This window comes from Brevibacterium sp. CCUG 69071, from assembly GCF_021023135.1.
Classification (GTDB): domain Bacteria; phylum Actinomycetota; class Actinomycetes; order Actinomycetales; family Brevibacteriaceae; genus Brevibacterium.
In genome coordinates this window covers 177505-199718 of the sequence record NZ_PGFV01000002.1, presented here as the reverse complement: position 1 = coordinate 199718, position 22214 = coordinate 177505, and the positions used below count along the sequence as shown (strand labels likewise).

Below are 22214 nucleotides of genomic sequence, written 5' to 3'. Positions count from 1 at the left end.
TGAGTACCTGTTCTGCCCCTCCAGTGTACCCCGCGCGGTAAACTGAACGACGATGTCCATGACCTTCAGCCAGTGGCTGGCCCACAGTTCCGATGCCGACTTCGAGTCCTTCGTCCGGACCCGTCGCGACCTCCTCCAACCCGAGTCGCCGACGATCCCTGCCCTGGCCGCGGCCGCGTCCTCGCGCATCGGCGTCTCCCGCGGCATCGAGGCCCTCAGCGCCGCGGAACTCGAGGTGGGCATCGCCCTGGCGAAGGCCGCCCGCACCTCACCGGACATCGCCGTAGGTGAGAATCCTCATATCGACCCCACACTCGCCGAGGCGGCCCTGCCCCGACTGCGCGACCTCGGCCTGGCATGGCCGGCAGGGTCTTCCGGGGCACGGTCCGCAGGGACCTGGCGGATCCAGTCCGAGGCGATCACCCTGCTGCCCACCTCAGCGGCAGATTCCGCCCGCGCCCAACCCTGGCGGCACTACGAGAACGGCTCCGCACCGGATTCCACCGTGGAGTCCATCCCGCAACCGCTCATCCGCAACAGCGAACAGGCGGGCGTCGCCGAGGTGATCTCCTCGCTGCGCGGCCTCGTCGACGAACTCGCCGCCACCCCTATCTCCCGGCTGACCAGCGGCGGCATCTCCAAACGCGATGTGTCTCGACTCGCCCGCACCCTCGACCTCGGACTCGAGCAGACCATCACTCTGCTGCTGGCCGCGAAGTCGCTGCGCCTCATCGGCGTCCTCGAGGACGCCCTCGACCCGCAGTGGACGGCCACCGACGATGCCGCGGACGTGCTGGCCGGGGACCGTGCCGAACTCTGGGCGGCCCTCGTGACCTCCTGGCTGCGCGAGTCCCTCGACGTCACGCAGCTGGCCGCCGGAGCCAGTGAGAACGAACGCCTCACCGTGCTCGCGACCCCGAAGAAATCCCTGTTCAAGGGCTTCGCGCAGTCGGTGCCGGCGATGCCGCTGCTGCGCTCGACCGTGCTCGCCGTCCTCGCCGACATCGGGCTCGGTTCGGCCCGTTCCGCCAAGTGGGTGCATGCGCAGGTGCTCGCGCGGCGCCCCCTCATCCCCGCCCACGGCTTCGCCGTCACCGAGGCGGTGCTGCACACCTGCGTCAGCCTCGGGCTGGCGACGACGCCACTGCAGAAGCCCGCCCATTTCGGGCCCAGCGGCTTCGGCCTCCGCCTGGCCCAGGGGCTCGCCGCCGCCATGGCCGTCCAGGCCGCCGAGGATCCCTCGATCGCCCCGCTCGGACTCGGAGTCGACGGCCTCGAGGTGCCCGGCGAACTCGTCCTGAGCGTGCGGGAGGGATTGGGCACCGAGGTCGAATCGGTGCTCATCCAATCCGACCTCACGGCTGTGGCGACCGGGCCCATCGACCCTCGCGTCCACCACATCCTGCGCCGCTTCGCCGTCGTCGAAGCCCGCGGGCAGGGCACCGTCTACCGCATCGACGCCGAGACCATCGAGGACAGCATGCAGTCGGGACTGAGCCCCGACGACGCGCTGGCCGAGCTCGCGGGGATCAGCGCCGAGGAGCTGCCCTCGACGCTCGAGTTCCTCGTGCGCAACACCGCGTCGAAGCTGCGTCGTGTCCAGGTCGCCGGAGCCCGGTCGGTCCTCATCGTCGACGACCCGGTCGACCTCGACGTCATCCTCTCCGATCAGGCGATGCTGCCGGCCGGCCTCGAACGCCTCGCCCCGACGGTGGCGATCGGGCAGCTCGGACCGGAGCGGACCATGCACCTGCTCGAATCCGCCGAACATCACGCGCTCCTCCATTCGCCCGCCGCCCCCGCGCGCCGACGCCGGGTGATCACCCAGTCCGAACCGGAGGTCCACCTGCGCAAGCGGGCCCGCGTCACGGACGACCGCCTCGGCGAGTACATCCGGATCCTCCGCTCCCCCGGTGCCCGCGCCCAGCCCGAGGCGGGCACCGCGGAGCCGCTGGGGCACATGGATCGACTGCGCGAGGCCGCCGAGGCGAAACGGACGGTGACGATCCGGCTGGCCGATTCCCACGGCAACGAACGCGTCATCGAGATGCGCCCGGCCACCGTCAACGGCGGGCGCGTGCGGGGCACGGTGACGAGCACCGGCGCCGAGGCGTCCCTGGCGATCGCCCGCATCGTCAGCGTCGAGGTCTCTCCGGAACAAACGTGAGGGTACGGGCGTTGTGCCCCTCGGTGCCGCCTCGGCGAGTGTCGCTGTCGGTCGAACGGTCGACGACATCTCCCGGCGTGCACCTCTCGCCGATGCAAGGAGAACTGGAGTTTCCATGAATGGTCCGCTGATCGTGCAGTCCGACCGGACTGTGCTGCTCGAATCGGGGCACGAGCAGGCCGTCGAGGCGGCCGTGGCGATCGCCCCGTTCGCACAGCTGGCGCGGACCCCCGAATACATCCACACCTATACGATCACCCCGCTGGGCCTGTGGAACGCGCGCGCCAGCGGCCATGATGCCGAATCCGTCGTCGACGTCCTCCTCGAATTCGCGAAGTACCCGGTGCCCCACGAACTGCTCGTCGACATCGTCGACATCATGGACCGCTTCGGGGTGCTCACGCTCATCGACCACCCCATCCACGGGCTGACGCTGACCTCGACGGAGCCGCATCTGCTCGACGAGCTGACCGGCCAGCCGGACCTCGTCGGCAAGTTCGGTCGCCGCCTCGACGAGGAATCCGTGCTCGTCCATCCTTCCGAACGCGGTGAACTCAAGCATGCCCTGCTGCAGCTGGGTCATCCGGTCTCCGACCATGCCGGCTATGTCGACGGGGAGGCCCATGAGATCGCCCTGTCCGATGACGCCCACGGCGGTCAGTGGCATCTGCGCGACTATCAGAAGGAAGCGATCGACCAGTCCCTGTCCGGTGAGTCCGGGGTCGTGGTGCTGCCCTGCGGGGCCGGCAAGACGATCGTCGGGGTGGCCACGATGTCGCGGGTGCAGACGACGACGCTCATCCTCGTCACGAACTCCGTCTCGGCGCGGCAGTGGAAGGACGAGATCCTCGCCCGGACCTCGCTGACCGAGGACGAGATCGGCGAGTATTCGGGGTCGACGAAGGAGATCCGTCCGGTCACGATCGCCACCTATCAGGTGCTCACGACCCGTCGGAAGGGCTCCTACCTCCACCTCGAGCTGCTCGACGCGAAGGACTGGGGCCTGGTCATCTACGACGAGGTGCATCTGCTGCCCGCGCCGATCTTCCGGCTGACCGCGAGCCTGCAGGCCAGGCGGCGGCTGGGACTGACGGCGACCCTGGTGCGCGAGGACGGACGGGAGGACGAGGTGTTCTCCCTCATCGGACCCAAGCAGTACGAGGTGCCGTGGAAGGAGCTCGAACGGCTGGGCTACATCGCCACTGCCGCCTGTCATGAGGTCCGTGTCCGTCTCGACGGGGGCACCCGGACCGCCTATGCCCGTGCCGACGGTGAGGACCGGTATCGGCTGGCGGCGACCTCGGATGCGAAGCTGCCGATCGTGCGTGAGCTCGTCGCCGATCATCCGGATGCCCAGATCCTCGTCATCGGCCAGTACCTCGATCAGCTCGAGGAGATCGGCGCCGAACTCGATGCCCCGGTGCTCACCGGGCAGACCCCGGAGTCGCGGCGGCAGGAGCTCTTCCGGGACTTCCGCGCGGGGACGATCCCGGTACTCGTGGTCTCGAAGGTGGCGAACTTCTCCGTGGACCTGCCGGCCGCCTCGGTGGCGATCCAGGTCTCCGGAGCCTTCGGGTCGCGGCAGGAGGAGGCTCAGCGCCTGGGCCGGATCCTGCGGCCGAAGGAGGATTCGGGCTCGGCGACCTTCTACACGGTCGTCGCCGCCGACACCGTCGACGAGCACTTCGCCGCCCAGCGTCGCCGCTTCCTCACCGAGCAGGGCTACGGCTACGACATCGAGGTGCGCTGAGCGGAGCTTCCTCAGGCAGTCGGGGTAGCCAGTCCGAAGCCGGCCCTATCGAGAAGACCGCGGGCAACCGACCCGTAGTGGTCGAGGTGCTCCTCTGTCCGAGTGGTGGGTCCAGCAATAGTTATCGCTGCCGAGAGCGCGGAGTCGATGAAGACGCCCACCGCGACGGCCGCCACGTCGGAGACGGTCTCGCCCCTGTTGTGCGCAATTCCGGTGTGCCGGATCTGCGGCAGTTCCGTCTCGAGTCTGTTTCGTGTGTGCGCGTCATAGGTCTCGAACAGCTCACTGTCACCGGACTTGGGAGACAGGGCGAAGAACAGCTTGCCCGATGAGGTCGGCAGCAGTGGTCGCCTCACCTTGAGTCTGGGGACATAGCAGACCTCGTAGTCCGCCGGAAGGCTGTACACGTAGACGACCGAATCTCCGACCCTCACCGCCACCGTCACGGTCTCGCCGGTCCGTGCAGATATCTCTGCCAGCACATCCTCGATGAGGAGGACGACCGAGTTCTCGGCCGGACCCAGCACATGGGCGACTCCTGGCCCCAAAACATAGCCGTCCTCACCTTCGAGGAGGTAGCCCTCGGCGCACAGGCCACGTACGAAGCCGTGCACACTGGATTTGGGTGCATCGAGCTCACGGGCGAGCGCGGCCAGACCAACGGCGTCCTCACCCGAACGGGCGACCAATTCGAGGATCCTCACGATCCGAGTCACGGTTCGATGTGTCGAGGTCATGCCCTTACTTCTACCAGGGAGGGCCCAACTTGCCAATTGCCCGGCCGGAGCCTTCCTGCTCTCCTCATGTCTCGGGGGCAAGGCCGATGAGGTCAAGTATCTCGGCACGATCGGCATCGAGCCGGGAGGTCGCGCGGACGTCGGGTCTGGGATGATCGCTGAAGGTCAGCGGCGATCCCACATGTAGATACTCCCCCTCAGTGTCATGCCGCTCACGGGTGAGGATTGGAGAGGCTCCGAGGTAGGGGTCGGCCGGGATCTCGTCGATGCGCACCACCCTCTGCACCGGAATCGAGTATCTCCGGCACTCTCCCTCGATTTGCGCGCAGGTTCTGGAAGCGGCATATTCGGCGAGCACCGACTCGTACATCCGAGGGTTGCGCGTCCTGACCTGGTTGCTGTGCAGATCAGGATGATCCAGATAGTCGGGTCGGCCGATAAGCTCACAGAAGTCCGCCCAATTCCTGTCCGTATAGGGCATCACACAGATGTGACCGTCGAGGGCCGGGTGGGGCCGGTGTTCGGAGGCCAGCACACGTGACCAGCCGACGTCGCCGCGCGGAGGCGAATAGGTCTGACCGCCGAGGTGTTCGACGAGCGTGAATGCCGACATCGTCTCGACCATGGGTACGTCGACCCAGGTTCCCTCACCGGAGACGCCGGTGGCGTAAAGGGCGGCCAGAACTGCTTGGGCCATCGTCATTCCGCATACCTTGTCCGCCACCACATAAGGCGAGTAGGCAGGGCTGCCGTCCCGAAGCCGATAAGTGTCCGCAAGACCGGAACCCGCCTGGACGATGTCGTCGTAAGCAGGGCTGTCTGCACGCTCAGAGTGGGAGGAGAACCCTTGAGCCGTGCACAGGATGGTCCGGGGATTGATTCGATGCACCGTCTCCCAATCGAGTCCGTAGCGGGCGCGTCTACGGGGCAGGAGATTGGTGATGATGACATCCGACCAGGTGATGAGGCCCTCGAGGACGGGACGGTCGGTTGCCGCAGCTGCATCGATGACGATGCTGCGCTTATTCGCGTTGAGGTTCATCGCCAGCACACTGGCTCCCTCGGCCCCTCCGAGTCCGATCCTGCGTCCGATGTCCCCGCCCGGCTGCTCGGCCTTGATCACATCGGCCCCGAGATCCGCAAGGATCTTGCCTGCGTAGGGGGCCATGATGACTGTCCCGAGCTCGAGCACCCGGAGGTCGGCCAGCGCCGGAGCGGCTGCTGCCGGACCTGCGGGGAACGAAGAAATTCCACTCACTAATTCAAACCTCATTTCACGCTTGTTGTCAGGAGCAATGAAAGATCGGGGAACACGAAGACCAGGGCCGTCACGATGAGCATCGCGATGATGAAGGGCACCGAACCGAGGAAGACCGTCTCGACTCGGATGTTCGCGGCCCTGGACACGACGAATGCGTTCAGCCCCAAGGGGGGAGTGATGAGTCCTATCTCGGCGAGGAGGATCACGATGATGCCGAACCAGATCGGGTCGAAGCCCATAGCCTCGACCACGGGAAGGGTGACGGGGACCGTGAGCGCGATGATCGCCATCTGATCCATGAAGAATCCGAGCACCAGATAGATGAAGGCGAAGATGATCACAACGACGATCGCGGGCACCGGCAGGCTCTCAACGAAATCGATCACGTGCGGCGTCACCCGCGTCTGCGTCAGGAAGATGCCGAAGACGTGTGCGGCAAAAACGATAGAGAGGATCATCGCACTGCTCGAGACGGTGCCCACAACTGCCGCTCTCAGATTTGTCCAGGAAACGGTTCTCTTCCACAGCATGAGCAGGAACCCGCCGAGGCAGCCCAGAGCGGCCGCCTCGGTGGCGGTGGCGATGCCGAGGAACACTGTGCCGACGACGAGCAGGAAGAGGAAGATGATCGGCAGTAGACCCGAGACAGCCCTGAGCTTCGCCCTCCACGGTGTTGCCGGGGTCGCCGGAGCATGTCCGCGGAGCCCCATCACCCACACCGTCAACGCCAGCCCGATGCTCATGAGGACTCCCGGAATCACCCCGGCCAGCAGAGTCTTGCCGACACTGGTCTCGGCGGTGATCGCATAGAAGACCAGGAGGATGGAGGGCGGGATCATCGCCGCCAGGGTTCCTGCGCTGGCGACCGTTCCGCTGGCGAGCTGTTTGCTGTATCCCTGTTTTTGCATCGTCTCGGTCGACGTATGAGCCAGCGTGGCGGCCGCAGCCGTCGAAGATCCCGAGACGGCGGCGAACCCGGCCCCGGCCAGAACGGCGGCTATGCCGGTTCCGCCGCGGACCCGTCCGATGATCGTGCTCGCCGAAGTGAACAGCGACGCGAGGACTCCGCTCTTGAGCACGAGGTGGGCCATGAAGATGAATAGCGGGATCGCCGCCAACGAGTTGCTTCCGATGGAGCTCATTGGAATGACCTCGACGATGCCGATGAGATTGCTCAGGCCACCGACCCACAGGAGGCCGATGCCGGCGGCACCGAGGATGGCGAAGGGGATCGGAACTCGAATGAGGATGAGGACGAGCAGAATGATGCTGATGATGACTGCGATCATGCCTGGCCACCGCCGTCGTCGCTGTCTTCTGTCGCGGCGGCGATGAGCGCCGCTTCATTACCTTCGGTGTCCTCCAACGCCCTGTCCTCGATCACAGCACGGCGGCTGTCGAGGAGGGCGACCAGGAAGAGGGCAGCGGCTCCGACTGGTTGGCTCAGTTGCCAGATCCAGCTTGGGATGGGGACCTCACTCGAGCCGGGCGGCGGCGCGTCTGAGAGAACGAAGGAGTCGATGACCGTGACCATGCCTCCCCACGCCATCGCGGCCGCGATGGTGAGAAGGAGGAGGTGGCCGATGATACGGGCAGCCTTTCGCCATGAGGACGGGAAACGGTCGTAGACGATCTCTGCGCTCACATGCCCTGCAGTCACGTATAGCCAGGGCAGGGCGAGGAAGACGGAGATCGGCATGAGGATCCGTTCGACTGCGCTGATGTTCCACCCCAGAGGCTCGCTGAAGACATAGCGCATGATGGCCTCGGCAAGCATGATCGCGGCCATGACGACGATCGCCGTTCCGGCCAAGGACACGCTTGCGAGCTTGATTCCGGTGATGAGAGCGGAACCAGATCCGCCGGTCCGTGCACTCATTTCGATGCTCCTTCGTACCGAGCCAAATTGTCTTCATACGTGCGGAGAACCTCCGTGCCCGGCTTCCCAATGGAATCCATGTTCTCGGCCCAGCGCTTTCGGGCAGGGGCCAGCTTTTCGTCGAATGCGTCCATTCCTTCGGCGTCGGGGGTGTTGAACTCGACACCGCTTCCCCTGATGGTGTCGATGGCCGCCGGAGTATCGGTGTTCACGGCAGCACAGAGGCTCGTCTGAGCATCTTTGCCGGCCCGTTCGATCCTCTTCTGAATCTGTGGACTCAGACGGTCCCAGGTGTCCTCATTAATCACATAGGGGATCGCGAAGGCACCGATATTCAGCCCCGTCGTCGAATGGCCGAGCACCTCCTGCAGTTTGTACGGCAGTACGCTGATGAAGGGAAAGGCGACGCCGTCGACGGTCTTGCGTGAGAGCGCCTCGTAGGCGTCGGAGGCCGGCATGCTCACCGCTGCGGCGCCCAGAGCATCAAGCGTGGCATCGAGCGCCCCGCCCGAGGTTCTGATGTTGAGCCCGTGCAGGTCCTCAGGCGAGTTGATCGTCCGGTCGACGGTAAGTATCTCGTAGCTGGGCAACACGGAGACCCACAGGGGTCGCAGGCCCCGAGGCTCGTACTCCTGTTCATAGAGGATCCCCCCGGGCGACATCATGTCGAACAGAGCCTGCGCACCGGTGCAGGAGTCTTCGACCAGCCCGGGCAGATCGGAGACGCTGGACAGCGGCAGTTGGTCGGCCAGGTACGCCGGAGAAGCTGGGGCGATATCGAGTACATCCGATCGGTTGAGTGAGACGAGATCGCGAGGTGTTCCCATCTGACCGGCCGGGTAGTAGTCGAAGGAAACTCCACCGCCGGATTTCTGGGATAGTTCGTCCATGAACACCTTCACACCCGATTCGGCGAAGATGTGTGTGGGCGCATAACTGTCGGCCAGGCTCAGATTTTCGACGTCGTCTTCGGTCTCAGCGGAACAGGCCGAGAGTCCGAGCAGGGTCAGTGCGAGAGCAACTGCTGTAATCATTTTGGCCAATCGGCCAGGTCGTACAGGCATTACACCTCCATTGGTATATACGAATGCTGGTACGTAACCACGAACAGTCTAATCGAGGACTGAGGCATGTCAACAGCTTTCACATCGTCGCAAGAGCAGGCGACACGGAGGCCATGAGGAGCAATTTGCGCAGAGTTGAGCAAGCAGAGACCCCGATCCAGCCCGCCTGCCGCAGGAAGGCCTGTTCAATAGCGGCCATTGAGGGCGAGATGTGCCTGCAGGTGCTTGCGCATGACCGCGCGCGCTCGCGGACCGTTCCGGTCCTGGAGTGCGGAGCATATCGCCTCGTGAGCCCGGACCAGCTCGCGGAGCTGAGTTTCACCGAGGGTCTCGGGGTCGTCAATCAGTTTCTCGATCGGGTCGATGAGGCCGCGGAGGATCGCCGCCAAAGCCGCGTTCCCGCTGCCATAGGCGATCCGCAGGTGAAACCTGGCATTCGCCGTCAAAAACCGCTGACGGTTTGAAGGATTTCCGACAACGCGCATTGCCGAGACCATCTCGGACTGAATGTCCGAGAGCTCAGAGAGTCCGTCCTTCCCCATCCGTTCGGCAGCAAGTTCGGCGCACATCGGCTCGATCGCCAGACGTGTCTCCATGAGGTCCGGACCGGAGATGCCGCCGGCCCCGATGACCAGCTGAAGCGAGTTGGCGACGGAATCTCCTGTCGGCAGCGACACGAAGCTGCCGCCTGCACGGCCCACTCGCCGTGAGATGAGCCCCGAGGCCTCCAGCGTCTGGAGACCGGCACGAATGGTGGTCCGACTCAGCCCGTGGCGCAGGGCCAGCTCGCGCTCGGACTCGAGCCGCGCTCCGTCCGGCAGCTCTCCGGCGAGGATCCTCGAGCGCAGAGCAGTGACGAATCGGGCGGTTTCGGTGGTGTCCAATGGGCTCCCCTGGCGCTGGGCGACGGCGTACGATACATTCTATATTGGTACTACCATTAAATGCGTTCAAAGGAGACGGGCATGGCGGATTTCGCACTGACTGACGACCAGCTGATGATTCGAGAGGCGGCCGAGGAGATCGTCAGTCATTTCGACGACGAATACTGGGCGGCGAAGGACGCCGACCACGAGTTCCCCATCGAGTTCTACAATCTCCTCGCAGAGAAGGGCTGGCTCGGCCTGACGACTCCCACGGAATTCGGCGGACACGGACTGGGTATCACCGAAGCGACACTGCTCCTTGAATCCGTCGCGGCGGCCGGAGGCGCAATGAATGCGGCCAGCGCGATCCACATGACGATCTTCGGCCTCCACCCTGTGATCAAGCATGGCAGCGATGAGCTCAAGAAGGCCAATCTTCCGCAGATCGCCGAGGGGAAGATCCATGTGTGCTTCGGCGTCACTGAGCCGGACGCCGGTCTCGACACTACCCGGGTGACGACCTTCGCCCAGCGCCGAGGCGCCGAATACTTCGTCAACGGCCGTAAGGTGTGGATCTCCAAGGCAATGGAATCCGACAAGATCCTGCTCCTGGCCAGAACAACGAAACGCGAGGACGTCGACCGACCGACCGACGGACTGACACTCTTCTTCACCGATCTCGACCGCGAGCATGTGCAGATCACGCCGATACGGAAGATCGGCCGCAATGCCGTTACCTCCAATGAACTCGTGATCGACAATCTGGTGATCCCCGAGGCCCATCGGGTCGGCGCGGAAGGCGAAGGCTTCAAATACCTCCTCGACGGGCTCAATCCCGAGCGCATGCTCATCGCCGCCGAAGCGCTGGGAATCGGCCGTGCCGCTTTAGCCAAGGCTGCGAAATACGCGAACGAGCGCGTCGTCTTCGACCGTCCTATCGGGATGAACCAAGGCCTACAGTTTCCTCTCGCTGACTCCCTCGCCAAGCTCGATGCCGCCGAACTCGCATTGCGCAAAGCTACCTGGACCTACGATCAGGGTCTGCCCAGCGGCCGGGAAGCGAACACCGCGAAGTACCTGTGCGCCGAGGCCGGAGTCGATGCCGCCGACAGGGCTGTCCAGGTTCACGGAGGAATGGGGTACTCCGAGGAGTACCACGTCGGTCGGTATCTGCGTGAGGTCCGTCTGATGAAAATCGCCCCCGTCAGCCAGGAGATGGTCCTCAACTACCTCGGCACCAAGGTCCTCGGACTACCTCGCAGCTACTGAACAATTCCGTCGCCGCTTCCTCACCGAGCAGGGCTACGGCTACGACATCGAGGTGCGCTGACTCCCTTCTAACTACTACCTGACGGGGGCCTAGCAACGTGGCGCCACGTTGCTAGGCCCCCGTCAGGTAGTTCTGGGAGACTCACCAGCGATTGCGCGCCACGCGTCCCTCATCCCACACCGGGGTCGTCGACTCAAAGACCTCGCCGTCGGATCCGAAGACGAGGAATCGGTCGAAGTCCCGGGCGAACCAGCGGTCGTGGGTGACGGCCAGTACCGTGCCGTCGAAGGCCGCCAGCGCATCCTGCAGCGCTTCGGCGGAGACGAGGTCGAGGTTGTCCGTCGGTTCGTCGAGCAGCAGCAGGGTCGCCCCGGCCAGTTCGAGCAGGAGGATCTGCACGCGCGCCTGCTGCCCGCCCGAGAGCGAGTCGAAGGTCTGCTCTGCCGCCCCGGCGAGCTCATAGCGGGCGAGCGCTCGTGAGGCCGGTTCCCGGGGAAGACCGTTGCGATGCTCGTCCCCGCGATGGAGGATGTCGAGCAGAGTGCGACCGTGCAGGTCCGGCCGGCCGTGCGTCTGCGCGAACCAGCCCGGACGGACTCTGGCCCCCAGCTTCACCCGCCCCGCATGCTCGACCGGAGCGATCTCGACATCGGAGACCGGTCGGTGCTCCGGCTCCGGGTCGGTGCCGCCGGCGGCGAGCAGGCGCAGGAAGTGGGACTTGCCCGAGCCGTTCGAACCGAGCACCGCGACCCGGTCCCCGTAGTGGACCTCGAGGTCGAAGGGCAGCATGAGGTTCGTCAGTTCGAGGCCGTGGGCGCGGATGGCGATCTTCCCGGTCCGCCCGCCGCTCAGACGCATGCCCAGGTTCTGCTCACGCGGCATCGCCTCGGGCGGCCCGGCGATCTCGAAGCGCTCGAGTCTGGTCTGCGCCGCCCGATACCGGGACGTCATGTCCGAGTTGTACGCGGCCTTCTGCTTGTACATCTGTACCAGCGCGCGCAGCTTCGCATGCTCCTCGTCCCACCGCTTGCGCAGCTCCTCGAGGCGGTCGAACCGGGACTGTCGGGCCGCGTGGTAGCTTTCGAAGCCGCCCGGGTGAGTCCAGGCGGTGTTCCCGGCGGCGGAGAGTTCGAGGGTGATGATCTCCGAGGCGGCCCTGGCCAGCAGCTCGCGATCGTGGGAGACGAAGAGGACGGACTTGTCCGTGTCCCGCAGCTGGTCCTCCAGCCACCGTTTGCCGGGAACGTCGAGGAAGTTGTCCGGTTCGTCGAGGACGAGGACATCATCACCGCCGCGCAGCAGGGCCTCGAGGATGAGCCGCTTCTGCTCCCCTCCGGACAGGGTCTGAGTCGACCGGTCCCGGCAGCGATCGAAGGACATTCCCAGCGCCGAGGTGGTGCAGGTGTCCCACAGCACCTCCGCCTCGTAGCCTCCGACTTCACCCCACTGCCCGAGCGCGGCGGCGTAGGCCATCTGCACGTTCGTCGAGTCGCCGTCGGGCCCGAGCAGACGCTCCTCGGCCCGGCGGACCTGAGCGGCCGCCTTTCGGATGCGCTGCGGTGCCACCTCTTCGAGCGCCTCGGCGACGGTGGCGGCGGTGATGAACTGGCGCATCAGGCCGACGCTGCCGGTGTGGGAGACAGAGCCTTCGTCCGGGGTGATCTCCCCGGTCAGCAGCCTGAGCAGAGTGGTCTTCCCCGCGCCGTTGGCACCGATGAGCGCGGCCTTGGCCCCGTCCCCGACACGGAAGGAGACGGAGCCGAGGAGATGTCGGCCATCGGCGAGTGTGCACGAGACGTCATTGATCTCTATATGGCCCATAGAGACAACCTATCAACGCTTCTCGTCACCGAGTACGCCCCGAACTACCTGACGGGTGCCCAGCTACGTGGCGCCAGGTTGCTGGGCCCCCGTCAGGTAGTAATGAGGGAGGTTTCGGCGCCGGATCGTGCGACGACCTGGCGCCGGGCGACGCGGCGGGCCAGTCTCGCCTCGCCCCATTTGATGAAGCCGACTCCGCCGAGGATGAACACGCCGCCGAAGAGCTGGATGGGCGCGGGCATCTCGAAGAGCACGAGCCAGGCGACGATGACGGAGAACGGCACCTCGATGAGGTTGACGAAGGAACCCACGGTCGCCCCGATGTAGCGCAGTCCGAGGATGCCGGTGATGTAGGCGCCGACGGTGAAGAGGACGATCATCGACATCGGCACGATCCAAGACATCCTGATTCCGCCGAAGTCCACATCGGCGGTGACCACGCCCGAGGGCATGATTCCGACGATCACGATGATCGCCATGGTCAGGGCGCCCACACCCATTCCCAGGCCGGTCAGGGCGACCGGCGGAATGCTGATCGAGTCCTTCGCCGAGACGAGGAAATAGCTGGCCAGGCAGACCGCCGCAGCCATCGCCATGACCACGCCGAAGATGCTGATCGACGCGCCACGGAGGTTGAGCACGAGGACGAGCCCGATGAGCGAGACCACGACCCCGATGAAGGTCACGGTCGCCGGCCGCGTGCGGGTCCTGGCCCAGATCCAGAACACGATGAGCATCGGCGCGGTCATCTCGAGCAGCAGCGCCACGGCCACGGTGAGGTGTTCGACGGCGACGAAGTAGAAGCCCTGGACCCCGGCCATCGAGACCAGCCCGTAGGTGAGCACGGTCTTCCAGTTCCTGCGCACCTCGCCCCAGCGGCCGTGCAGCGCGATGAGGCTGGGGATGAGCAGCAGGATCGCCGAACCCGCGAGGCGGATGAGCACGACGGAGCCCGGCGTCCACCCGATCGCGTACATCGTCTTCGCGATCGGGCCGGAGACCGCGAAGAAGAACGCGGAGGCAAGTGTGAGGAGAAACCCCATGACGACGGTACGACTCATTCTCGACCTCCTGAAGGCGTTGGGTGGTTCGGTGTGATGGCGGTGAGTTGTGATGGATGGATCGGAGACGAGGAGAGCACCTCGCCGAGGTGGCCCGCAGAACGCGGATCCGTGCACGTCCGTGGCCTGTGATCAGTATTTCCCACGCCAATGAAATGAGTCAAGTGTATTTTGGTGCTTACATTGTGTGCCACAATGGTTCCCGCTATGACTTTTGCCTACGACATCCGGTCGAACCTCATCATGCTCGTCGACCTGCTCAACACGGCAGGCTCGATCGCCGAGGAGGGAGATCAGCTGACAACGACCGCCCGACTCCGCGAATTCGCGGCGCGGCATGACTTCTCCGGGCCGCTCCGCGCGGCCCGTCAGGACGTCGAAGAGACCCGGCGACTGCGCTCGCGTTTCGCTTCGGCGCTCGATCAGAGCATCGATGCCGACACCGACGAGGAGTCCGATGTCGGCGTGCGAGCGGTCGTCGATGAGATCAACCTCACACTGCGAGACTCCGGTTCGGTGCCGCAATTGGTCATCCACGATCACTGGGACTGGCACCTGCATGCGACGGGAGAGTCCGCGAGCCTGGCCGACAGGGTCGCCGCCGACGTCGCCCTCGTGCTCATCGACCTCATCCGCTCCGATGACCTCAACCGCCTGGGACGGTGCGCCGCTGCAGACTGCCGGGCCTATCTCGCCGACTTCAGCCGCAACCGCTCGAAGCGGTTCTGCGACACCGGCAACTGCGCCAATCGCACCCACGTTGCCGCGTTCCGTGCCCGCCAGACCGAATCCGACTGATGTCACTGCAACCACTGCGGATCACCGGCGGGACGAAGTTCGCCGCCGGCCTCGCCGGAATCCTCACCGCGACGAGCATGGCCGCAGGCTGGGCCGTCACCGCGCTCGGCTTCCTCCCGACGGGCCCCGGTGAGCCCCGGAGCTCGACCCTCTACTTCCTCGCTCTCGCGGTCCTCACCGCCGGCGCGTTCGTCGCCGGCAGCCACCTGCTCGTGCGCGCCGCTCTCGGCCGGCATCGGACCGGCGGCAGCCTCACGCGCTTCTTCCGATACCAGCTGGGAGCGCTCGGCGTCGGCGGCGGCCTGGGGCTCGGCTTCTTTCCCGCGATGATCGGAGCGGACCCGATCTGGTGGGTCGTGTCCATCGCTGCCGGCATCGCCCTCTGCGGCGTCTCGCTGCTGGCCTTTCGGAGGGCCCGCTATCGGATTCTCGATCGTCCACCCCGCTCGCACATCGGCCTCGCCGAAGCAGTCGTTGTCGACTACTGGTCGGGGGCGATGCCCCGAGGTGCAGCGCCGAGCCTCACCGTCATCCGCTTCGCGGACGAGTCCGGGCGAGCCCGCTGGGCCCGTCATCTCGTGGCGCAGCCTCCTTCGATGCTCGGCACGATGGGACAAGTGCAGTACGACCGCCGTCGGCCCGAACGGGTCCTGCGCTTCACCGTCGGCCACCGGCGCTCCGCACCTCCCCTTGTCCCGCAGCCTCCTAACCCGCCACTCTGGCCATGACCCGACAACGCACAGCCGCCTCGGCGAACATTCCTGGGCCTGACCTGAGCACAGCCACCTATTCTCCTGAAAAATGCCTTTCGTTCCTGAGAGCGCATGCGGGACTTCGACCCCGAATCGACTTTCCTGAGAGTTTTCCAGTGACACAGCTCACAATCGCATTCAGGTAACACCCGAGAAACTCCCAGACATGACCTCCAGACTGGTGGCATGACTACAGCACAGAACGACACCGAAATCGAAGCCACACTCCTCGTGGTCGACGATGAGCCCAATATCCGCGAACTCCTCTCGACCAGTCTCCGCTTCGCCGGATTCGACGTCGTCTCCGCCGCCAACGGCGCGGAGGCCCTGCGCCTGGCCGAGCAGACCAGCCCCGACCTCCTCGTCCTCGACGTGATGCTGCCCGACATGGACGGCTTCACCGTCACCCGTCGCCTGCGTCAGATCGGCATGAACTCGCCGGTCGTGTTCCTCACCGCGCGGGATGACACCTCGGACAAGATCACCGGCCTGACCGTCGGCGGCGACGACTACGTGACCAAGCCCTTCAGCCTCGAAGAGGTCGTCGCCCGCATCCGCGCCGTCCTCCGCCGCACCCGCAGCCTCGAGGACGAAGAGAATGCGGTGATCGTCGCCGGCGATCTCGAGCTCGACGATGATACGCATGAGGTGCGCCGCTCCGGCATCCTCATCGACCTCTCCCCCACCGAGTTCAAGCTGCTGCGCTACCTCATGCTGAATACGAACCGGGTGCTCTCGAAGTCGCAGATCCTCGACCACGTGTGGGAATACGACTTCGGCGGGGACACCGGCATCGTCGAGTCCTACATCTCCTACCTGCGCCGCAAGATCGACGTCACCCCGGAGACGGATGCCGCCGGCCACCCCGTCGAACTGGAATGGACGCCGATGATCCAGACCAAGCGCGGTGTCGGCTACATGCTGCGCACACCGGAATCCAAGTAGTCGCCCAAGCTCGGGCGGTAGATTACTCACGTGGCAAAACAAACCCGTCCCACCCGGCCCGGCTTCTGGGAAGAATGGTCGCTGACCACCAAACTGCTGGCCATCATGATGCTCCTCATGCTGCTCGTCCTCTCCGGGACGAGCGCATGGGTGCTTGAGAACCTCCGCGACAGCCTGGTCCAACGCACCGACGAGCGGCTCATCTCCGCCTCGGAGACCCTGGCGAAGCAGGCCTATCAGGATGTGTTCCAACCGGCGGAGCTGCAGTCCGGAGACAAGGACTCCGAGGACTCCGGTGACTCATCCGAGACGACGATCGACTCGAACTCCTGGGATGAGCTCAAGAGCCTGCTGCCCGGCGGCTTCTACGTGCAGTTCTACGACACAGACGGGAAGCCGATCAGCGACCCGGTGGCCCCGGAACCGCAGAACCAGCCGATCCTGCCGACGATCGACGAGTCCGAGGTCTATGCGCGCAGCGGTCAGCCGTTCACCGTGGCCGGGACGAACTCCCAGTGGCGGGCCCGCGCCATGAAGGTGCAGAACACCGATGTGCTCGTGTCCATCGCGGTGCCCTTCGACCGCGAGATCGACAACATCAACGAGCGTGCCCGCAACACCATGATCGGCATCGGCCTGCTCGCCCTGGCGATGGTCGCCGGGGTCGGCTACTGGGCGATCAACAACACCTTCCGGCCTTTGCGCGACATCGAGAAGACCGCCTCGCGGATCGCCGCCGGCGATCTCAGTCAGCGTGTGCCCAGCTACCCGCGCAACACCGAGCTCGGGCGGCTGTCCTCGGCGCTGAATGCGATGCTCGGGCGGATCGAGGACTCCTTCGACGGGCAGACCCGATCAGAGAAGCGCATCCGCCAATTCGTCTCCGACGCCTCGCATGAGCTGCGCACACCGTTGGTGACGATCCGCGGCTACGCCGAGCTCTACCGGCAGGGGGCGATCACGAAATCCGATGACGTCGCCAATGCGATGGAGCGGATGGAGTCCGAAGCCAAGCGGATGGGCGTGCTCGTCGACGATCTCGTGGTCCTCGCCCGACTGGACGAGCAGCGACCCGCCGAGATCGGCCCCATCGACCTGCACAGGGTCGTCCGCGACGCCGCCGCCGATGCCGCCGCCCAGGCCCCCGACCGTGACATCAGCTTCGTCGGCCTCGACGGCGAGGATGCCCGGCCGGTTCCGCCGATCCGCGGATCCGAATCGAAGATCCGCCAGGTCATCGTCAACCTCGCCGGGAACGCCGTGCGCCACACCCCCGAACACACCGCGATCGAATTCGCCGTCGGTGTCGTCGGATCCCCCGCCGAGGAGGGTGCCGGCTCGGCCGAATACGCCGAGGACAGCGATTCCGGTGGCAAGGGTCAGACCGGCAGAGGTCAGGGCGCAATGGGCCAGACCGGGAAGAACGGGGCCAAGGAGAAGACCCGGGAACGCGGCTTCGTCACCGGCGGAGTCCGCATCTTCCGCCGAGGCGATTCGTCCGGCAACGACCAGAACGACGCCCAGGAACCGACGGGCATCGTCCCCGATGTCACCGCCGCGGGATCGATCTCCGTGGATGATTCGCTGCGCGGCTTCCCCAATGGCCGCGTCCGCTTCGAGGTCAGAGACCACGGAGACGGAATCGACCCCGAGGTGGTCCCGCGGATCTTCGAGCGGTTCTATCGACTTGATGTCTCCCGGACCCGAGACACCGGCGGCTCGGGACTCGGACTCTCCATCGTCAAGGCGATCGTGGAGAACCACCACGGCGCGATCTCCGTGCACGAGACACCGGGCGGCGGCGCGACTTTCCGCATCGATCTGCCCATTTCCGAAACAGATGACAACGCTCCTGAGGCACGAAAGGAAGAGCGATGAGCGAGAACAACGACCCGCACAATCAGGGAGACACTCCGGCGGGGCGGGACCGCCACGGGGAACAGGAGTCTCGCACGTCCCCGGGCCAAGGTTCACGCTCCTCTTCCGAATCGACCCGCGGTTCGTCCGAATCGACCCGCAATTCCGCCGAGGGGGCGCGAGGCACGTCCGACTCACGGCGTTCAGGAGCCGAGAATCGCCGCAGCACCGAGATTCCGCGCACCTTCCCCGCCGGATCGAACGGTCCTGCTCGGGTGAGTCCTCCGGTCGCTCCCGCACAGCGGCCGAGCGTGCAGAGTCAGCCTCAGCAACCATCTGGTCCGAACTTCGGGCAGAACCAGGGCGGATCGCCGGAGCGAGATTCCACCGTCGAACAGCCCCGAGTCCACCCCACTTACGCGCCCAACCCTGTGGACAGAGCTCCCGGTCAGCCGCCGCAGGCACAGACGTCGCAGTCATATTCGCAGCAACCGCAGTCTCAGGGCCAGCAGCCTCAGGCACAACCGTCCCCGGCCCAGCCACCACAGTCTCAGGGACCCCAGTCTCAGGCGCAGCAACCTCAGGGCCAGCCCACGCCGAGGCGGCACAGCGCCGGTGCCGGTACCGGCGCCGGTGCCGCGGCGGCGGGTGCCGCGGCGGCGGGTGCCGCGGCGGCGACCGGGCAACCGTACGGAGGCAGCCGCCCCTCCCCCGACAGTCAGGCGGGATACTCGAACGGGCAGCCGCAGTCATCCCCCTCGCAGTCGCAGTCGTCTCCGACCTCGCAGCAGTCCGCTCCCGGGTACCCGAACTCATCGGGGTACCCAGGCTCGACGGGCAGCCAGAACTACCCCGCCGCCTACGCCGCAACCGGCGGGACGGGCGGTCCCCTCGCCCCCGGGAACACCAGCAACCCCGGTGCCCCCGGAAACACCAGCAGCCCCGGCAACCAGGGCCCCTACGTCGGGAGCCAAGGAGCCCCCGGTTACGGTGCCCAAGGCCAGGGCGCCCCGGGCGGGCAGCCCGGCTACGGGACCCAGGATTACTACAACGGGCAGGGACCCTACGGGGGTCAGGCCCCACCTCGGCGGGAGAAGCGAGGGCCCGGCTGGGGTGCGACGATCGTCATCGCCCTGGTGGCCGCTCTCCTCGGCGGTGGTGCCGCGTTCGGCGGCAGCTATGCGGTCTCCGCGCTGCAGGGCGATGAGCCCCGCAAAGTCGCCGACCAGACCATCGAGACACCGGACTGGACCGAGGTCGCCAAGCAGACCTCCGAGAGCGTGGTGTCGATCCAGGTCGGCACCAGCGGTCAGGTCCAAGGACTCGGCTCAGGCTCGCTCTACGACGATCAGGGCCATGTCATCACGAACAACCACGTCGTCGCCCCGGCCGACACTCCAGCCGGTGAGATCACCGTGACGATGAAGAACGGGGAGACGACGAAGGCCGAGATCGTCGGCCGCGATCCCTCGACGGACATCGCGATCATCAAGGTCGAGCAGGTGCCCGACGGGATGAAGCCGCTGCCGGTGGGTGACTCGAAGAAGCTGAGCGTGGGTGATCCGGTGATGGCCCTGGGCAACCCGCTCGGCCTCGCCGACTCGGTGACCACGGGCATCGTCTCGGCGCTCGATCGTCCGGTGTCCACGGAGAACATCGGTGAGGACGCCACCTCCCAGGAGAAGGAGACGACGATCACGAACGCCATCCAGACCGATGCCGCGATCAACCCGGGCAACTCGGGCGGACCGCTCGTCGACGGCAACGGCAGCTTCATCGGCGTCAACTCGGCCGCGGCTTCGCTGAGCCAGGCCGGCGAGGGTCAGCAGTCCGGCTCGATCGGCATCGGCTTCGCGATCCCCGCCTCGCAGGCGGTGATGATCGCCGATCAGCTCATCGCGAACGGCAAGGCCCAGCATCCGTTCCTCGGCATCACGCTCACCGATGGACAGATCAACAGCGGCGGAATCACCCGCGGCAGTGCGAAGGTGCAGTCGATCCAGTCCGGGTCGCCCGCCGAAAAAGCCGGGTTCAAGGACGGCGACGACATCGTCGCGGTCGGCGACACCAAGGTCAACAATGCGATCGCGCTGCGGGCACTGGTGCGAGCCCAGCCGGTGAACTCACCCGTCGAGTTCACCGTCATCCGCGGCGGTCAGGAGCAGAAGCTCGATGTGAGTCTCGTGCTGCAGTGATGCACGGATCAGGATCGCCGACCGCCTGAGTGCGACAGCGATCCGGACATCCGCCACTCACGTGCCGCGGGCTGTGGATTGCGAGTCCACTCGTGTGCAGACGGGGTGTGGACGGCCAAGCGCCGTCCACACCCCGCTTCTCTGCTCTTGTCTCAGACACCGGGAACGGTCGATGCTGGGACCTCCGCCGCCCCACCTCGGCGACGGTTCCGCTGCAGACGATACCCCATGTGATTGCGCTGCAGACGATCCCAACGAACAGGAGCAGTCATGAGTTTCGAGGTCGACGCCGAACGCGTCCAATCCGCCGCCAGTGCGACGGCCAACACCGCCCAGAACATCAGCGCCGAGGCCAATACGATGACCCGCAACCTCCTCGCGCTGCAGGAATGCTGGACGGGCGGTGCGGCGCAGAACTTCCAGACCGTCGTCAGCCAGTGGGAAGGTGCGAACAAGCAGCTCTTCGAGTCCCTCGGATCCATCCAGGGGGCGCTCAACACCGCGGGCAAGCAGTACTCGGAAGTGGAGGCCGCGAACGCTCGCCTCTTCGCACCCTGAGAATGCCCAGCCTCACCTGCATCGTCTGCTCGTATTCGAGGTCGGCATCTGGCAAACTATCAGCCTTTGTTAGTAGGCTGATAGCGATAGTTCGCGACGTTGCCGGCCGGGAATCTCCGGGTGTGGGAGGATCGGCCTCGCAGCGTCGGGTCAAACCAATGCAGGAGTCGACTACGGATGAGCATCTTCCAAAGGATCGCGACGATCTTCGGCGCCAAGGCCAATAAGGCCCTGGACAAAGCCGAGAACCCCAACGAAACCCTCGATTATTCCTACCAGAAGCAGCTCGAACTGCTGCAGAAGGTCCGCCGCGGTGTTGCCGATGTCGCCACCAGCCGCAAGCGGCTCGAACTGCAGATGAACCAGCTCGAGCAGCAGCAGAACAAGCTCACCGGGCAGGCTCAGAAGGCCATGGAGATCGGCCGCGAGGATCTCGCTCGCGAGGCCCTGACCCGCAAGTCCGGACTCTCCCAGCAGATCACCGACCTGCAGAGCCAGCACGAGGGACTGCAGGGTGAGGAGCAGAAGCTGACCATGGCCTCGCAGCGCCTGCAGGCCAAGGTCGATGCCTTCCGCACCAAGAAGGAGACCCTCAAGGCCACCTACAACGCCGCCGAGGCGCAGTCGAAGATCGGCGAGGCCTTCACCGGCATCTCCGAGGAGCTCGGCGATGTCGGACTCGCCGTGCAGCGCGCCGAGGACAAGACCGCCTCCCTGCAGGCCCGCGCCGGAGCCGTCGACGAACTCATCGCCTCGGGCGCCCTCGAGGACGTCACCGGTTCCTCGAAGGACGACATCAGCGCCCAGCTCGATGCGCTCTCGAGCGACAGCGACGTGGAGATGGAGCTCAGCCGGATGCGCGAATCGCTGCCCGCCGGTTCCGAAGGCAAGGACCAGAAGTCGCTCGAAGGCGAGGATCAGCAATGATCATCCGCATCATGGGCGAGGGCCAGTTCGACGTCGCCGAGGTGGATCAGGATCTGCTCCAGCGCTACGACAACCAGGTCGAAGACGCCGTCACCGCCGGCGACGAGGAGGGTGCACGCACCGCTCTGAACGCCTTCCACGACTACGTCGTGAGCAACGGCAAGCCGGTTGCCGATGACTACCTCGGCTCGTCCGACGTCGTCGTTCCCTTCGTCGATGCCACCCTGGCGGAGATCGCGGAACTGCTCACCGGCGAGGGCTTCATCCCGGACCCGGCCTGACCGCAACATTACGATGACGATGACC

19 protein-coding genes are annotated in these 22214 nt (G+C 65.6%); 11 read left to right on the top strand and 8 right to left on the bottom strand.

Features of this window, described 5'->3' with window-relative positions; genetic code table 11:
- Positions 1-52: 52 nt before the first annotated feature.
- Together CV023_RS06155 and CV023_RS06150 are read left to right on the top strand one after the other, a co-directional pair.
- Positions 53-2167 (top strand): helicase-associated domain-containing protein, encoded by a 2115-nt coding sequence (locus CV023_RS06155; RefSeq protein ID WP_230744591.1) that lies wholly within the window; start codon positions 53-55, stop codon positions 2165-2167.
- Positions 2168-2282: 115 nt separating this feature from the next.
- Complete coding sequence (locus CV023_RS06150) at positions 2283-3917, top strand: DNA repair helicase XPB (protein WP_230744590.1); 1635 nt, start codon at positions 2283-2285, stop codon at positions 3915-3917.
- An 11-nt stretch (positions 3918-3928) separates the two neighbouring features.
- Here the strand turns inward: CV023_RS06150 and CV023_RS06145 are convergent, their stop codons facing one another.
- The 6 genes from CV023_RS06145 to CV023_RS06120 form a co-directional block, all read right to left on the bottom strand.
- A complete protein-coding gene (locus CV023_RS06145; RefSeq protein WP_230744589.1) occupies positions 3929-4654 on the bottom strand; it encodes an IclR family transcriptional regulator in 726 nt (241 codons plus the stop codon).
- A gap of 64 nt (positions 4655-4718) precedes the next feature.
- On the bottom strand, positions 4719-5912 hold the full coding sequence (locus CV023_RS06140; protein ID WP_230744588.1) for a CaiB/BaiF CoA transferase family protein: 1194 nt from the start codon (positions 5910-5912) through the stop codon (positions 4719-4721).
- An 11-nt stretch (positions 5913-5923) separates the two neighbouring features.
- Entirely contained in the window at positions 5924-7204 is a 1281-nt protein-coding gene (locus CV023_RS06135) for a TRAP transporter large permease (protein ID WP_230744587.1), read from the bottom strand.
- Positions 7201-7794 (bottom strand): TRAP transporter small permease, encoded by a 594-nt coding sequence (locus CV023_RS06130; RefSeq protein WP_230744586.1) that lies wholly within the window; start codon positions 7792-7794, stop codon positions 7201-7203. Before CV023_RS06130 ends, CV023_RS06135 begins: the two co-directional genes overlap by 4 nt.
- Entirely contained in the window at positions 7791-8828 is a 1038-nt protein-coding gene (locus CV023_RS06125) for a TRAP transporter substrate-binding protein (RefSeq protein WP_230744585.1), read from the bottom strand. The genes CV023_RS06130 and CV023_RS06125 overlap by 4 nt, the downstream gene beginning before the upstream one ends.
- Positions 8829-9043: 215 nt before the next feature.
- Positions 9044-9742, bottom strand: a complete 699-nt coding sequence (locus CV023_RS06120; RefSeq protein WP_230744584.1) for a FadR/GntR family transcriptional regulator — start codon at positions 9740-9742, stop codon at positions 9044-9046.
- Positions 9743-9823: 81 nt separating this feature from the next.
- Between CV023_RS06120 and CV023_RS06115 the strand changes: the two genes are divergently transcribed.
- Positions 9824-10993: an acyl-CoA dehydrogenase family protein gene (locus CV023_RS06115; protein WP_230744583.1), complete on the top strand. Its 1170-nt coding sequence runs from the start codon at positions 9824-9826 to the stop codon at positions 10991-10993.
- Between the two features lie 142 nt (positions 10994-11135).
- Here CV023_RS06115 and CV023_RS06110 read toward each other — a convergent pair whose 3' ends face one another.
- Both CV023_RS06110 and CV023_RS06105 read right to left on the bottom strand, forming a co-directional pair.
- On the bottom strand, positions 11136-12815 hold the full coding sequence (locus CV023_RS06110; RefSeq protein ID WP_230744582.1) for an ABC-F family ATP-binding cassette domain-containing protein: 1680 nt from the start codon (positions 12813-12815) through the stop codon (positions 11136-11138).
- A gap of 92 nt (positions 12816-12907) precedes the next feature.
- Positions 12908-13876, bottom strand: coding sequence for an EamA family transporter (locus tag CV023_RS06105; RefSeq protein WP_230744581.1), 969 nt, complete (start codon positions 13874-13876; stop codon positions 12908-12910).
- A 207-nt stretch (positions 13877-14083) separates the two neighbouring features.
- Here CV023_RS06105 and CV023_RS06100 point away from each other — a divergent pair, with 207 nt between their 5' ends.
- The 8 genes from CV023_RS06100 to pspAA all read left to right on the top strand — a co-directional run bounded on the left by CV023_RS06100 (position 14084) and on the right by pspAA (position 22189).
- On the top strand, positions 14084-14674 hold the full coding sequence (locus tag CV023_RS06100) for a CGNR zinc finger domain-containing protein (protein WP_230744580.1): 591 nt from the start codon (positions 14084-14086) through the stop codon (positions 14672-14674).
- Positions 14674-15402: a hypothetical protein gene (locus CV023_RS06095; RefSeq protein ID WP_230744579.1), complete on the top strand. Its 729-nt coding sequence runs from the start codon at positions 14674-14676 to the stop codon at positions 15400-15402. The genes CV023_RS06100 and CV023_RS06095 overlap by 1 nt, the downstream gene beginning before the upstream one ends.
- 210 nt (positions 15403-15612) lie before the next feature.
- The gene (locus CV023_RS06090; protein ID WP_230744578.1) at positions 15613-16371 is read left to right on the top strand and encodes a response regulator transcription factor; all 759 of its coding nucleotides are present in this window, start codon (positions 15613-15615) and stop codon (positions 16369-16371) included.
- Positions 16372-16401: 30 nt separating this feature from the next.
- Entirely contained in the window at positions 16402-18249 is a 1848-nt protein-coding gene (locus tag CV023_RS06085; RefSeq protein ID WP_230744577.1) for a sensor histidine kinase, read from the top strand.
- Positions 18246-20423 (top strand): S1C family serine protease, encoded by a 2178-nt coding sequence (locus CV023_RS06080; protein WP_230744576.1) that lies wholly within the window; start codon positions 18246-18248, stop codon positions 20421-20423. Before CV023_RS06085 ends, CV023_RS06080 begins: the two co-directional genes overlap by 4 nt.
- Positions 20424-20693: 270 nt before the next feature.
- On the top strand, positions 20694-20981 hold the full coding sequence (locus tag CV023_RS06075) for a WXG100 family type VII secretion target (RefSeq protein ID WP_230744575.1): 288 nt from the start codon (positions 20694-20696) through the stop codon (positions 20979-20981).
- Positions 20982-21158: 177 nt separating this feature from the next.
- Positions 21159-21908 carry a PspA/IM30 family protein gene (locus CV023_RS06070; protein WP_230744573.1) on the top strand — a complete coding sequence of 250 codons (750 nt, stop codon included), beginning with the start codon at positions 21159-21161 and terminating at the stop codon, positions 21906-21908.
- Positions 21905-22189 carry a PspA-associated protein PspAA gene (pspAA, locus tag CV023_RS06065; RefSeq protein WP_230744571.1) on the top strand — a complete coding sequence of 95 codons (285 nt, stop codon included), beginning with the start codon at positions 21905-21907 and terminating at the stop codon, positions 22187-22189. Before CV023_RS06070 ends, pspAA begins: the two co-directional genes overlap by 4 nt.
- Positions 22190-22214 lie beyond the last annotated feature (25 nt).